The sequence below is a fragment of the Aequitasia blattaphilus genome, from assembly GCF_024721305.1.
GTDB lineage: Bacteria > Bacillota > Clostridia > Lachnospirales > Lachnospiraceae > Aequitasia > Aequitasia blattaphila.
Genome location: NZ_JAMXOD010000013.1, coordinates 55021 through 69545, shown reverse-complemented (window position 1 = coordinate 69545; position 14525 = coordinate 55021). Strand labels below are relative to the sequence as shown.

Annotated in this window: 13 protein-coding genes; 1 reads left to right on the top strand and 12 read right to left on the bottom strand. The window is 39.5% G+C overall.

Annotated elements, in window-relative coordinates; translation table 11 throughout:
- Position 1 precedes the first annotated feature (1 nt).
- The 11 genes from ychF to priA are packed head-to-tail and all read right to left on the bottom strand — an operon-like array spanning position 2 to position 12166.
- Complete coding sequence (gene ychF, locus NHH15_RS10020) at positions 2-1102, bottom strand: redox-regulated ATPase YchF (RefSeq protein ID WP_262066533.1); 1101 nt, start codon at positions 1100-1102, stop codon at positions 2-4.
- A gap of 18 nt (positions 1103-1120) precedes the next feature.
- The gene (locus tag NHH15_RS10015) at positions 1121-1777 is read right to left on the bottom strand and encodes a thiamine diphosphokinase (RefSeq protein WP_262066532.1); all 657 of its coding nucleotides are present in this window, start codon (positions 1775-1777) and stop codon (positions 1121-1123) included.
- A gap of 2 nt (positions 1778-1779) precedes the next feature.
- A complete protein-coding gene (rsgA, locus tag NHH15_RS10010; RefSeq protein WP_262066531.1) occupies positions 1780-2658 on the bottom strand; it encodes a ribosome small subunit-dependent GTPase A in 879 nt (292 codons plus the stop codon).
- 21 nt (positions 2659-2679) lie between these two features.
- A complete protein-coding gene (pknB, locus tag NHH15_RS10005) occupies positions 2680-4704 on the bottom strand; it encodes a Stk1 family PASTA domain-containing Ser/Thr kinase (protein WP_262066530.1) in 2025 nt (674 codons plus the stop codon).
- Positions 4697-5443: a Stp1/IreP family PP2C-type Ser/Thr phosphatase gene (locus NHH15_RS10000; protein ID WP_262066529.1), complete on the bottom strand. Its 747-nt coding sequence runs from the start codon at positions 5441-5443 to the stop codon at positions 4697-4699. The genes pknB and NHH15_RS10000 overlap by 8 nt, the downstream gene beginning before the upstream one ends.
- A complete protein-coding gene (gene rlmN, locus NHH15_RS09995; RefSeq protein WP_262066528.1) occupies positions 5440-6492 on the bottom strand; it encodes a dual-specificity RNA methyltransferase RlmN in 1053 nt (350 codons plus the stop codon). Before rlmN ends, NHH15_RS10000 begins: the two co-directional genes overlap by 4 nt.
- Positions 6479-7774 carry a 16S rRNA (cytosine(967)-C(5))-methyltransferase RsmB gene (gene rsmB, locus NHH15_RS09990; protein ID WP_262066527.1) on the bottom strand — a complete coding sequence of 432 codons (1296 nt, stop codon included), beginning with the start codon at positions 7772-7774 and terminating at the stop codon, positions 6479-6481. Before rsmB ends, rlmN begins: the two co-directional genes overlap by 14 nt.
- 12 nt (positions 7775-7786) lie before the next feature.
- A complete protein-coding gene (locus NHH15_RS09985; protein ID WP_262066526.1) occupies positions 7787-8482 on the bottom strand; it encodes a zinc metallopeptidase in 696 nt (231 codons plus the stop codon).
- Positions 8483-8496: 14 nt separating this feature from the next.
- Positions 8497-9429 (bottom strand): methionyl-tRNA formyltransferase, encoded by a 933-nt coding sequence (fmt, locus tag NHH15_RS09980; protein WP_262066525.1) that lies wholly within the window; start codon positions 9427-9429, stop codon positions 8497-8499.
- Positions 9420-9911 (bottom strand): peptide deformylase, encoded by a 492-nt coding sequence (gene def, locus NHH15_RS09975; protein ID WP_262066524.1) that lies wholly within the window; start codon positions 9909-9911, stop codon positions 9420-9422. Before def ends, fmt begins: the two co-directional genes overlap by 10 nt.
- Positions 9912-9934: 23 nt before the next feature.
- Positions 9935-12166, bottom strand: a complete 2232-nt coding sequence (gene priA / locus NHH15_RS09970; protein WP_262066523.1) for a replication restart helicase PriA — start codon at positions 12164-12166, stop codon at positions 9935-9937.
- Between the two features lie 96 nt (positions 12167-12262).
- Between priA and pepT the strand changes: the two genes are divergently transcribed.
- A complete protein-coding gene (gene pepT, locus NHH15_RS09965) occupies positions 12263-13483 on the top strand; it encodes a peptidase T (protein ID WP_262066522.1) in 1221 nt (406 codons plus the stop codon).
- A gap of 68 nt (positions 13484-13551) precedes the next feature.
- Here pepT and NHH15_RS09960 read toward each other — a convergent pair whose 3' ends face one another.
- Positions 13552-14433 (bottom strand): YitT family protein, encoded by an 882-nt coding sequence (locus NHH15_RS09960; protein ID WP_262066521.1) that lies wholly within the window; start codon positions 14431-14433, stop codon positions 13552-13554.
- Positions 14434-14525 lie beyond the last annotated feature (92 nt).

The following is a 14525-nucleotide window of genomic DNA, read 5'->3' as shown; positions in this document are numbered from 1 at the left end:
CTTATACATTAAACCGGAAGAGAATAACGTCTCCATCCTTCACAATGTATTCCTTTCCTTCCAGACGAACCAAACCTTTTTCTTTTGCAGCCTGATAAGTTCCATTTCCCACTAAGTCATCATAATAGACTACTTCTGCCCGAATAAAACCTCTCTCAAAATCAGTATGAATCTTCCCAGCTGCCTGTGGTGCCTTCATCCCATCTGTAATTGTCCAGGCTCTTACTTCTTGCTCCCCTGCTGTCAAAAAACTGATAAGACCAAGAAGCTTGTAGCTTGCCCGAATTAATTTCTCCAATCCGGATTCGCTGAGCCCTAAATCCTCAAGGAATTCTTTCTTCTCTTCCTCGTCCAATTCTGCCAGTTCTTGTTCAATCTGGGCACACACAACGAATACTTCGCTGTTCTCTTTCGCTGCATATTCTCGAACTGCCTGTACTCCGGCGTTATCCGCTCCATCATTGGCAAGATCATCTTCCATAACATTTGCAGCATATATGACTGGTTTATAAGTCAAAAGATTATAACTTTCAATCCAGTTTTCTTCCTCTTCATCTGCTATATCTTCAAAGGTTTTTGCCAATCTATCGTCTTCTAAATGATTCTTTATTTTCTCAAGGAAAGCCAGCTCCTTCGCTGCACTTTTATCGTTGCGGGCAAGCTTTGTTGCTTTTGCTATTCGTCTTTCTAAAATTTCCAAATCCGAGAAAATAAGTTCCAGATTTATGGTCTCTATGTCACGCATCGGATTAATGCTTCCATCCACATGTACGATATTCGTATCCTCAAAGCAACGAACCACATGTACAATCGCATCTACTTCTCTGATGTTTGCCAAAAACTGGTTTCCAAGACCTTCTCCCTTTGAAGCTCCCTTTACAAGACCTGCGATATCGACAAATTCAATAGCCGCCGGAACAATTTTTTTCGTTGTGTACATATCTCCTAGCACTTGCAATCTTTTGTCTGGTACCGTTACAACTCCTACGTTGGGGTCAATTGTACAAAAAGGATAATTCGCTGATTCTGCCCCTGCTTTTGTTAAAGAGTTAAATAAAGTGCTCTTTCCTACATTTGGTAATCCTACAATTCCTAGCTTCATATTTGTTCATTCCTCTTTCTATTTATCTTTTGTTTCCATTAATATCATCGTCCCATTCCGAAACGAAACACTTACTTCATCCTCTACAAATTCATTGCTTACACACAGACTGTCATAAGGTGTTAATCTGTGATTATTCAATGGATATTTACAGCCCTCTATTGTAACCCCGTGAATTTCTCCGTCCAAAGAAAAGACCGAAAAATAATTTCCATAAGCCTCTTCCCTTTTCAATGTAAAATCCTGATCTTTTAGGGAAATCCTGTTGTATCCATCTAGAATTACAGCCTTTATATTCTTTTTCATCGGAATACTAAGACACTGCACATTAGCCCAAAGGTGGTCCAGACGCTTTCCTGTGGCTCCCAGAATAATAATGCTCTTTGCACCCAAAGTCATAGCAAGCCGAATCGCCATTTCCGTGTCGGATGCATCTTTTACCGGATTATATTCCTTTACAGCAACATTTTTTTCATCTCTGTAATAAGTGGCAATTTCCTTAGATGCGCTATCAAAATCTCCTACAATGTAGCTGGGAACGATATCATGCTTGTATAGAAATTCAATCCCCTTGTCTACACCAATCACGCAGCCAATATGCTCCTTTTTCAAAATTTTAAGGCCTATTTCATCCTCGAGCTTTCCGCCACTTACAATTACGAACTCACTACTCATCGTTAATACCTTTTCCTATTCTTAACTTCATTGTATATATCCACATAATTTCCATACCGGATCTTTGAAATCATTTCCTCATCCACTGCCTGTTTAACCCGGCATCCCGGTTCCATTATATGATCACAAGTAGAAAACTTGCATGTTCCATTATAGGACTCAAATTCCGGATAACAATACTTAAGCTCTTCCTTTTCCATCTCCATTACAAAAAGAGAGCTAAATCCGGGAGTATCCATGATAAATGTATCTTCTCCTAAGGAAAACAACTCAGAATGTCTTGTAGTGTGCTTACCTCTTTCAATTTTTTCACTAATCGCTCCCGTTTCCATATTTGCTTCTGGAAACAATACGTTTAAAAGGGAAGACTTTCCTACACCAGAGGGTCCGGCAATAACAGTGGTTTTTCCCTTTAATACTTTCATTAAGTCATCCATATGACGTTTTTCCTTTGCACTGGTAAACAGAACCGGATATCCACACTCTTCATACACTTCTTTTAATTCATCCAGGCGTCCTTCTTTGGCAATGTCTTCTTTATTAAAGCAAAGAATTGTGGGAATTTCTTTGTATTCCATCATAACCAGAAAACGGTCCAACAGATTGAAGTGTGGCTTAGGCCTTGCAACTGCAAAAACAACTAAAGCCTGGTCAATATTGGAAACATTAGGCCGAATCAATTCATTTTGTCTAGGCAGAATTTCGATAATGTTCCCTTCCTTGTTCTCTTCATCCAGAACTTGAATTTCAACATTATCTCCTATCAAGGGCTTGATATGATCTTTTCTGAAAATCCCTTTTGCCTTACACTCATAAACACCGGATTCTACCACGTGAACGTAGTAAAATCCGGCAATACCTTTTATTATTTTTCCTGTCATCTTTCCCCTTCAATATGCTTCTTATTCATTCCCTGTCGGGTTTGTTGGTTCCGGATCTGGTGTCGGCGTCGGTGTCGGTGTTTCTGGTCCGTCACTTATCACAATATTAACACTGCTTCCAGCTGGAGCACTTTCTCCACTTTCAGGACTACAAGAAATCACCATTCCTGCCGTCACGGTATCACTTTTCTCATATGTCACTTCCCAAGTCAACCCTACATTGGTAAGTGCAGACTTGGCAGCTTCCAAAGAATATCCAGCCAAACTTGGAACCGTTACATTTTCAGGTCCTGTACTTACTGTAATGGTAACAGTGGTCCCTGGATCTTTCTTCCCACTTGCAGGATCCTGGGAAATCACCAATCCACTTTCCACATCTCTGCTGTTTGCACGTTTAAGATTTACCTTAAGTCCTACATTTTCAATTGCAGCAATTGCACTTGCCTCATCCGTTCCTACAACGTTTGGAACCTCTACCTTATCCGGCTTTTTCGCCCCCAGACTTACCGTCATAGTAATTGTTGCATCCTTTGTAGCTTTGGCACCAGCAGTAGGATTTGTCGAAATAACATTACCGCTTTCTACAGAGTCACTATTGGCACTCTCTTTACTGATTTTCGTAAATCCAGCATTGCTTAAAGCCTGTTCTGCCGCTGACTCTGAGAGTCCTACAACATTTGGTATCTCTATCTCAACCCCTACAAGTCCGCTGCTGATTACAACCTCAACTTTGGAATTCTTTTTAACCTTTTCATCTTTTCCTGGAGTCTGGGCTGATATCAATCCTTCTTCATATTCTGTAGAGCCTTCCTTTTTCGTTATCTTTAGACCCAAATCCTTCTTCTTAAGAGCTGCTTTCGCTTCTTCCTCTGTCATCCCCAATATATTAGGCACTGTAACGTTTTCTGTGGAACTCTCTGTGGAAATGTCTGGTCCAAAATTGAAGAATCCCACCGCTCTGCCAATCACAAAAATTAAGACAATTAATATAATAACTGCTACTGCAATTGTAAGAACCTTCATCACACGATTCATCTTTGGATTGACCTTATTATCATTCTTTTTCTTTAATTTGATATTGTATTCACCGTCTAAGTCGTCATATTCCTCATCGTAATCCTCGTCCTCATCCAAATCGTCATATTGATGCTTGATATCATCTAATTCTTCTTCTGATATCATAATTGTATCTGCATTTCTCAAAGGTGCAATATCTACAAAATCTCCATCCGGGTCTGTCAATGCCAGTTTTAAATCTTCGGCCAACTCTTGCGTGTCAGCATATCTTCTCTCCGCGCTTTTCAAAGTACATTTTAAGATAATCTGCTCCAACGCAAAAGGAATGTTCGGTACCTTATCCGATGGAAGTGGCATTTCTTCCCGCAGCTGCTTCATTGCAACAGCCACCGTTGATTCTCCATCAAAGGGAACCTCACCTGTTACCATCTCATAAATTGTAATTCCCATGGAATAGATATCACTGCGCATATCACTATATCCACCTCTGGCCTGCTCTGGAGAGGTGTAATGAACAGAGCCCATAGCATTGGAAGAAATCGTGTTGGAGGTAATTGCTTTTGCGATTCCAAAATCTGTTACCTTCACTTTTCCCTCTTGGGATATAATAATATTCTGAGGTTTAATGTCTCTATGAATAAGCCCTGCTTCATGAGCCGCATTAATCCCATTACACATTTGAATTGCAATACTAATGGTTTCTTTAAAAGAAAGTCTGCCTTTCTTTCGTATATATTCTTTTAACGTGGCCCCTTCTACCAATTCCATAACCATATAATGAAGTCCTCTGTCTTCACCAACATCATAGACATTGACAATGTTAGGGTTCGTAAGTCCCGCTGCTGCCTGAGCCTCAGAATTAAACTTTTCCACAAATGTTTTATCTTCTCTAAATTCTTTTTTCAATACTTTAATTGCGATAAACCGGTTGAGCATATGGTCTTTTCCTTTATACACATCCGCCATACCGCCGGCACCAATTTTACTAAGTACCTCGTATCGTTTTCCAAGAAATATGCCTTTACTCACTTATTTTCACCTCATCTGCAAGTGGTTCTGCCATTACCACTCCTATATTATCTCTCCCACCATTACTATTCGCTTTCTCAACCAGCATATGAACTGCTTCAACCAGGTCTCTTGACCCTTTGACAATATCAAACATGTCTTCATCTTCTACCATATTACTCAATCCGTCTGTACACATTAAAATAATATCGCCCTTTTTCAAGCTGTATTCATATACATCTGCTTCAACAGAATCCTTTACTCCAATTGCTCTTGTAATGATGTTTTTATCTGGATGATATTTTGCTTCTTCTGCTTTAATACCTCCCAGCCGAACCATTTCTTCTACTAAAGAGTGATCTTTGGAAAGCTGAATAATCTTTTCATTAATTAAGTATAATCTGCTATCTCCCACATTGGCAAAATATAAGGTACTTCCAATCACTGTTGCTACCACCAGAGTCGTACCCATACCCTCTAGCTTTATATCTTCTTGTGCCTGTTGTACTACTTTATCATTTACTGTAATTGCAATAGTTCTAAGTATTTCTTCTGGATTTTTATATGTTGTCTTTGCCAGTTCGCTCTTGAAAACATTGATTGCGTATTTGGACGCAAAATCACCAGCTTTATGACCACCCATTCCATCTGCTACTGCTAATAAGTTTGGGAAGGGTCCAATTTTTTTGTCGGTCACATATACAGAATCCTGATTTATTTCTCTTTTTCTTCCTACATCAGTCATTGCATACTGTTTCATTTATTGTCATCCTCCTCATCAGCCAGGAAACGATGCCTTAGCTGACCGCAGGCTCCATCAATATCCGAGCCTCTTTCCCTTCTAATAGTAACATTTATTCCGTTTTTTTCAAGTTTATTTTTAAAAGCAAGAGCATTTTTAGGGTCTGGCTTCTCATATTGTCTCTCTTTTACCGGGTTCACCGGAATCAGATTTAAATGATAACCCTTCCCTCCTATTAAGCGAATCAAATCTCTTGCTGACTCTTCTGTATCATTAACACCCTTCACTAATGAATACTCCAAAGACACACGTCTCCCTGTTACTTTAAAATAATTTTCACAGGCAGATAATACCTCGTCAATGGAATACTGATTTGCAATTGGCATCAGTTCTTTTCTCTTTTCCTGGGTTGCCCCATGCAGGGACAAGGCCAATGTTATCTGAAAGCCTTCTTTCGAGAGCTTCTTCATTTCCGGAACCAGACCACAAGTGGATACGGTTATATTACGTTGACTGATACACAACCCATTAGAATCACTAATCATTCGAACAAATTTTACAAAATTATCATAGTTATCCATAGGCTCTCCGGTTCCCATAATGACAACATTGGAAATCCTTTCACCCAGCTCTTTTTGTACCTCATAGATTTGCCGAAGCATTTCAGAGGTTCTTAAATTACGTTTCAATCCACCAATTGTCGAAGCACAAAACCGACAGCCCATCTTGCAGCCAACTTGAGACGAAATACAAATAGAATTCCCGTAATCATAACTCATTAATACACTTTCAATTACATTCTTATCTTCCAACTCAAACAAATATTTCCTGGTTCCATCTTTCTTTGAAATCTGCTGAGCAACTTTTTTCATTTTACAAATTTGATAGGACTCCTTTAGCTTATTCCTGAGATCCTTTGAGAGATTTGTCATTTCGTCAAAATCTGAGACCAGCTTAATATGAAGCCATTCATAAATCTGTTTTCCCCGAAAGCTCTTTTCACCTATATTTTTTAGTTCCTGTATCAGCTCTTCTAAATTGTAAGAACATATATCAATCTTCGTCATGTTTCTCCTTTTGAAACTGGGCCAGATAGAATCCATCTCCCATATCAACACCTGGAATACGCTGTTTTTCACGTATTAACTTAAAATCCGAATTGTTTTCAAGAAACCAGCTTGTATTCTCTTCATTTTCTTTTTTATTCACTGTACAAGTAGAATAGATGAGTTTCCCACCTGGTTTTACATATTTCCTTGCATTTTTTAATATCTCTCTTTGCAATTCAACAAGGCTTACCAGCCCTTCTTCTGTTAAATGATATTTTATGTCCGGCTTTCGGTTCAATACACCCAGACCAGAACAAGGCAAATCTGCAATCACAATATCTCCCTTGTCTATAATGTCTTCATCCAGCAGCCTTGCATCAAAGACTTTTACCTTCACATTGTCTATGTGGCTTTTCTTTAGATTCTCTCGAATTAAGTCCACCTTATATTCAGACACGTCTCGGCAATCCACCATTCCACTTCCTTTAAGAAGCTGACTCAAATGTATTGTTTTCCCTCCGGGAGCACCACACAAGTCAATACAGTAATCTCCATTTTGAGGTTGCGCCCATCTTCCCACTTCCATCGAACTAATATCCTGTACGTAGAAAAGACCCTCTTGAAAACTTTTCAGTTTGCCTAAATAATCAATGTTCTTTAGATAAAGAGCATCTGAATACCCTGGAATTTCTTCTGACTCTATCTCTTCTTCTTTGAGAAGCTTAATCAGTTGTTCTTTTTGAATTCTTTCCGGATCAAATCGAATACTAAAAGGCTTCTCCGCAAGAAAGTAGGCACCCATCACTTCAATTTCTTGTTCTGTATAGCTTTCTTCCCACATCTTAACAATCCATTCCGGCAGAGAGTAGCGTACTGCAAGATTTGGATAAGAGATTTCTTCCTTTTTTCTGGCTACATTCCGCAGGACTCCATTCACAAAGCCTTTTAAATTGCGAAACCCTCTTTGATTCGCCAATTTAACCGCTTCATTGCATACTGCACTGTCTGGTATCCCATCCATATACAGAATCTGGAAAACTCCTGTTTCTAAAATAGCTCGGATAACCGGCTTTAACTTATTGATTTTCAAGTTAATAAAAAGAGAAATCACATAGTCTAATTCTATCATGCGTTCAAGCGTGCCATTTACTACTCTTGTAATAAAGGCACGCTCCTTTTTTTCTAAGTATTGATATTTATCAAGCACTCCCCGAAGTGCAATATGGGAATGCTTTCCCTCTTTGGTTATCAGAAGCATTGTATCCAGTATCACTTCTCGATTATTTACTGTATTTGCCACATTTATCTCCTTCTAATCTCGTCTGTTTCCAGTTAAAATCAATAATCTAAGCAACTGTAAAATAGAGGATGCCGCACTTGCAACATAGGTCATTGCAGCCGCCTGTAATACCTTCTTGGTCATAACAACTTCATCATCATACAGAAGGCCTGTACTCCCAACACATTGCAGTGCTCTTGCTGAAGCATTGAATTCCACAGGAAGAGTGACAACTTGAAAAAGCACTGCTCCACAAAATAGCAGGATTCCAAGGTTAATAAACAGCATGGATGACTGACCATTAAAAATCAGACCGATTAAAATCAATGGCCAGGCAAGGGTACTGCCAATATTGGCCACTGGAACCAACGAAGCTCTTAATCGAAGAGGTACATATCCTTTTGCGTCCTGCATCGCATGACCACATTCATGAGCTGCAACGCCAATTGCTGCAACCGATGTAGAGTTGTAGGTGGAATCAGACAGTCTTAAAACCTTCCCTCTTGGATCATAGTGGTCCGATAAATTCCCTCTCACATGCTCAATCTTTACATCATAAATTCCAGCACTTTGCAAGACTCTCTGTGCAGCCTGTGCCCCCGTCATTCCGCTTCTGCTTCTTACCTTCGAATACCTTGAAAAGGTAGCATTCATTTTAGAAGAAGCAATCAGACAAATAACCATTCCAATAATCACTAAAATATACGTTGAATCCCAAAACCAAAACATAAAATCTTCCTCTCTTATTGTGTTAACACTGTATGAACAGGTACTTTATATCCTAATAGGAAAGCTGAAGCCAGCATCCTCTTTTTTCCTGGAACCTGAAGCTCTGTTATCTTAATGCAGCCCTTACCAGTCTGCACCACCAAACCATCTTTATCGACTCTTACAATCTCTCCTGGAGATTTTCCCAAATCCTCTGTTAAGACCTCGCCCTTCCATACTTTCATGACTTTATCCTCTAACATCGTATATGCCGAAGGCCAGGGGTTCAACCCTCTGATTAAGCGGTCAACCTGAATGGCATCTTTGCACCAGTCAATATTTCCCATCTCTTTTTCAATCATACGAGCGTATGGGGTTGGTGTTTCTCCTTGGGGAACTGGCTTTACCTCTCCCTCTTCCACTTGCTTCAATGTTTCAATTAGAGCCTCTGCGCCCAAAGGGCTAAGCTTATCATGAAGGCTTTCATAAGTCTCTGTAGCTGTAAGCTCTACTTCTTTTTTCAAAAGCATATCCCCGGTATCCAGTCCTTCATCCATCTGCATAATGGTGACTCCTGAAACTTTTTCGCCTTCCAAAACAGCCCATTGTATCGGAGCGGCTCCTCTGTACTTCGGCAGCAAGGAAGCGTGGACATTAATACATCCGTATGGAGTCATTTCCAAAATGGCTTTTGGTAAAATCTGGCCAAAGGCCACTACAACCATCACATCTGCTTCGTACTTCTTTAAAAACTCTATATTTTCTTCCTCTCGTATTTTCTTTGGCTGAAATACTGGAATATCACGAGCCAGTGCCTCTTCTTTTACTGGGGAATAAGTCACTTTTTTCCCTCTTCCCCGTTGTTTGTCCGGCTGTGTAACAGCCAAAACCACTTCATGGCCATTGTCCATTAATGCCTTTAATACAGGCACTGAAAAATCCGGTGTTCCCATAAAGATTATTCGCATTCTTCTACCTCCTCCTGAGGCTCTTCTCCTACATCATGCAGGCCGTCTAATACCATATCTACATACATTTTACCTGATAAATGATCCAACTCATGACAGAAAGCTCTTGCCAGGAGATCTTCTCCTTCAATTTCAAATTCTTCCATCTTTTCATTATAAGCTCTAACTTTAACCTTCTGAGGTCTCGTTACGATACCATACTTTCCCGGAACACTTAGGCAGCCCTCTTCACCTGTCTGTTCCCCTTCCGTTTCTATGACCTCCGGATTGATTAAAATAAGGGGACCTTCTCCGATATCAATTACAACGATTTGTTTTAAAATCCCTACCTGAGGTGCTGCCAGTCCAACTCCATGTGCTTCATACATGGTATCCAGCATATCCTCTATTAATTCCTTCACACGAGGCGTTATTTCCTTCACCGGTTTTGCTGCCTTGTTTAATACCGGTTCTCCCAACTCTCTTATGATACGTGTTGCCATTTTATTTTCCTGCCTTTCTTATATTAAAATGCATTTAGAGGATTGAAATCAAATTGAATATAAAGTTCCTGAAAACCTTTGTTGATATCAATATACTCCTCCATTTTGTCTTTTATGTGAATTAATTCGTTATTTGACTCACTTCTTATATAGATTACTTGTCGATAAGTATCTTTGAGCTTTCCTATGTAAGGAGGTGCCGGCCCAATCACTTGGTGTTTCTCAATATTTTTCAGAAGAAATACAAATTCCTTTAAATATTTCGCCGCTACCATCAATTTTTCTTCGTCACTTCCTGTCATCAAAACTGCCATCATATTTTCCACTGGAGGATAAGACAGCATCCTGCGGAATTCCATTTCCTTCTTGTAGAAGCCAAGATAATCCTGCTTTGCCGCCAACTCAATACTGTAATGTTCCGGGCTATAGGTCTGTATAACTACCTCTCCTCCATCCACACCTCTTCCTGCTCTTCCTGCTGCCTGGGTAAGGAGCTGAAAGGTTCGCTCTCCTGCACGGTAATCATTTCCATAAAGGGACATGTCCGCCGCTAAGATTCCAACTAAAGTTACTTTGGGAAAATCATGTCCTTTCACAATCATCTGGGTGCCAATTAAGATATCTGCCTTCTGTTCATCAAAGACTTTTAAAATCTCCTCATAACTATGTTTCTTTCTTGTGGTATCCATATCCATGCGAAGAACTCTGGCTGTTGGAAACTTCTTCTGTATCAATTCTTCCACTTGTTGTGTACCGGCTTTAAATCCTCCAATATAAGGGGAGCCACATTCCGGACATGTATGTACATTTTCCTGTTCATACCCACAATAGTGGCAGATTAGTTTTCCGCTCTTTTTGTGGTAGGACAAGGACACATCACAATGGGGACATTTTACTACATATCCACAGGCTCTGCAAGATATGAACCCTGCATATCCACGTCGATTTAAGAAAAGCATAACTTGTTCTTTTTTCTCCAGCCGATCCTCAATCAGTTCCTTTAGTCTGTCGCTTAAAATCGAGCGGTTTCCCTCTTTCAGTTCTTTTGTCATGTCCACAATTTCGACTTCCGCAAGTTTTGATTTGGTTGCTCTTTTATCGATTTGCATAAGGGAGTATTCACCCTGCATTGCTTTATAGTATGAATCCAGAGATGGTGTTGCCGATCCTAATACTACTCCTGCGCCTTCCTCTTTTGCTCTTTGAATTGCCACTTCTCTTGCGTGGTAGCGTGGCACCTGCTCGCTTTTATAGGTGGGTTCATGTTCTTCATCAATCACAATTAAGCCAAGGTTCTCAAAAGGTGTGAAAAGCGCAGACCGCGGACCTATCATAACATCTACCTCTTTCTGCCTTACACGTTCCATTTGATCCCAGCGTTCTCCTGGAGAAAGCTTTGAATTCAAAATTGCAACTCTCTCTTTAAAACGATTTTGAAATTTTCCAACCACCTGATACGTCAGAGAAATCTCTGGAATCAGAAGAATTGCCTGCTTTCCCTCTTTTACAACCTCATCAATCATTTCCATATATATTTGGGTTTTTCCACTTCCTGTTATTCCATGAATCAAATAGGTTTTTCTTGTACTTTCTTGCCGGTCTCTGCGAAAGGTCTGCATGATTTTTTCTTGCTCTTCATTCAAATGAATCTCTTGCTTTCCTACAGCACCCTCCGGTAATACCTTGCGATAAACTCTGGTTGTCTGCATGGATAAAATCCCCATTTTTTCCATGCTTCTTAAGACCTCAAGAGATACTTGTGCCTTCGTTAATAACGTTTTATGATCCCATTCTTTCTGATCTAATAAAAGAGAAAGTACACGCACCCTCGCTCTTTGATTCTTTCCTAAAAGCTCCTCTAATAACTTTACACCTTCCTCTTTGGAAACCCTTAAAGTAACCTTCTTTACTTCTTTTTCTTTTTCCTTTTTTTTAATGGGAAGGACAGTTTTTAGAGCTGCTATCATCGTACCGCCATATTCTTCTCTTATCCAGGCAGCAAGACGGATGAGTTTTTCAGAAGGATTAATTCCTTCTTCTGAAAGAGCGTGAATTTCCTTAATCTTTGTTGGATCATAACTTGTTTTTTCTCCAAGTCCAATTACATATCCCTGAATCAGTTTATTTCCTTTGCCAAAAGGAATTAAAACCTTTGATCCAATCACAAGATTATTCTTTAGATTTTCTGGAATGGAATATTGAAATATTTTATCTAATTTTTCATGAGTAATATCTACAATAACATCTGCATACATAGTATGGATAGTATACCACTTATTCCCCTCTTGCGCTAGGCGTATCTATGGAGTTACAATGAAACCAGTATATTGTCATAGAGAGGAGATTTTAATATGGATACTTTAGAGAGATTACTCAAATATGTGGTAATTAAAACACCCAGTGACGAGAACAGTGAAACAGTTCCGTCCTCCCAAGTACAATTTGATTTGGCTGGAATTCTCAAGGAAGAGATGATTTCTCTTGGGATGGATGATGTGATTTTGGACGAAAAATGTTATCTCTATGGAAAGCTTCCTGCAACCAAAGGCTATGAACACAGGACTCCCATTGGCTTTATTGCTCATATGGATACTGTCTCCGACTTCGTCGAAGGAAACATCCAACCTATCATTACAGAAAACTATAATGGGGAAGACTTTCCCTTAGGAACCAGCGGACGTATCTTAAGCACAAAAGTATTTCCTCATCTCAAAGCCTTGAAAGGACGTACTCTTATCACCAGCGACGGCACAACAATTTTGGGGGCAGATGATAAAGCAGGAATTGCTATTATCCTCACCATGGTCGAAGAACTGATTCAGCTGGAAATTCCTCATGGTCCTCTTTCTATTGCTTTTACACCAGATGAAGAAATCGGACTTGGGGCACACCATTTCAATGTGGAACAGTTTGGAGCGAAATATGCCTATACTCTTGATGGGGATACCGAAGGAGAAATACAATATGAAAACTTTAATGCTTGTAAAGGAACTTTCTCCATAAAAGGCCTCAATGTACATCCCGGTTCTTCGAAAAACATCATGGTAAATGCCAGCCTTGTGGCAATGGAGATTATTCAGGCTCTTCCAGCTTTTGAGACTCCTCGCGGAACAGAAGGCTATGAAGGTTTTTACCATTTAGTCAGCATGACCGGTGAGGTTGGCGAAGCCACACTCAATTATATTGTACGGGATCATAATCCTCATCTATTCCAGGGAAGAAAAAATACTCTTCGACTAATTGAAAAAAATTTGAACGAAAAATGGGGAGACGGTACCGTTACACTTGTCATTGAAGATCAATATCGGAATATGGCTGAAATCATTGCGGAATCAATGCATCTCATTGACTCTGCCAAAGAGGCTGCCACTGGCGTAGGACTCACTCCTATTATTGAAGCGATAAGAGGCGGAACAGACGGTGCCACCTTAAGCTTTATGGGCCTGCCTTGTCCAAATCTTGGCACTGGCGGTCATGCATACCATGGACCTTTTGAGCATATAACGAAAGAGGGAATGGAAAAATCAAAAGAAATGGCTTTAGAGTTGGTAAAGATTTATAGTACATTTTAATTTATATCACAGGAGCAAAGAAAGGGAAATCACAATAACTATTATCATGATTTCCCTTTCTTCTAAGCCTATAATTCAATATCCTTAATCTCTTCCTTAAAACCTTCTCCTACAACTTCATTGGATTCAACAATCACTGTAAATGCCTTGGGATCCAGCTTATGAACCATTTTTTTTATGACATACATTTGCTTGTTATTACACGCACACATGATAACATCTTTGCCTTTTTTAGAATAGCTCCCTTCTCCCTTCAAAATCGTAGCACCTCTTCCAACATATTCATCTATTTTTTCTGCAATTTCATGTCCTCTTTCCGTTACAATCAAGGTCATTTTTCCTGCATTTACTCCATAAAGCAGCCGATCCATTACCACTGCCAGAAGATACGTTACAAGGATTGCATAAATCAATCCGTCCACATCCTTAAATACAGTTATGAATCCAATAATGATTGTTACCACATCTAACATGAATGTGATGATACCTAACGTAATATGAGGTTTTGCTTTCTTTATTGATACGGATATAAAATCCTGGCCACCTGTAGACGATCCCCGCATAAAGATCATTGCATAACCCACCCCACAAATCACTCCCATGCAGATTGCTGCCAAAAGTCTGCTGCCATCATAAACCGGGAACAGAGGGGCAATATAATCAATCATAACCGATGATATCACCATGGACTTTAAAGATTTCAGGAAAAATGGCAGCCCTAAATACCGAAAACATATGATAACAACTGGGATATTTATCAATAATGTACCAAGACCAATTGGTAATCCTATCAAATGATATAATACAATGGCAATCCCCGAAAAACCTGCCACTGGAAATTCTGCGTTCAGAGCAAAATTGTGCAAACCAATCCCAATCAAAAAACCTGCTATAATATCTACTAATACATCCATTCCCAGTTCTTTAAAATCTAAATTCAATTTTTTCACATGAAAACCTCTCTTTCTCATTAAAATCTCACACGATACAAAAAAAGAGCACTCGCGTCTCAATAAAATGTGATCGCAATTGCTCTTTTCAT

Excerpts from the sequence above, each read along its gene's own strand:
- ychF (WP_262066533.1), bottom strand. The coding sequence starts at position 1,102 with ATGAAGCTAGGAATTGTAGGATTACCAAATGTAGGAAAGAGCACTTTA.
- NHH15_RS10015 (WP_262066532.1), bottom strand. The coding sequence starts at position 1,777 with ATGAGTAGTGAGTTCGTAATTGTAAGTGGCGGAAAGCTCGAGGATGAA.
- rsgA (WP_262066531.1), bottom strand. The coding sequence starts at position 2,658 with ATGACAGGAAAAATAATAAAAGGTATTGCCGGATTTTACTACGTTCAC.
- NHH15_RS10000 (WP_262066529.1), bottom strand. The coding sequence starts at position 5,443 with ATGAAACAGTATGCAATGACTGATGTAGGAAGAAAAAGAGAAATAAAT.
- rlmN (WP_262066528.1), bottom strand. The coding sequence starts at position 6,492 with ATGACGAAGATTGATATATGTTCTTACAATTTAGAAGAGCTGATACAG.
- NHH15_RS09985 (WP_262066526.1), bottom strand. The coding sequence starts at position 8,482 with ATGTTTTGGTTTTGGGATTCAACGTATATTTTAGTGATTATTGGAATG.
- fmt (WP_262066525.1), bottom strand. The coding sequence starts at position 9,429 with ATGCGAATAATCTTTATGGGAACACCGGATTTTTCAGTGCCTGTATTA.
- def (WP_262066524.1), bottom strand. The coding sequence starts at position 9,911 with ATGGCAACACGTATCATAAGAGAGTTGGGAGAACCGGTATTAAACAAG.
- priA (WP_262066523.1), bottom strand. The coding sequence starts at position 12,166 with ATGTATGCAGATGTTATTGTAGATATTACTCATGAAAAATTAGATAAA.
- pepT (WP_262066522.1), top strand. The coding sequence starts at position 12,263 with ATGGATACTTTAGAGAGATTACTCAAATATGTGGTAATTAAAACACCC.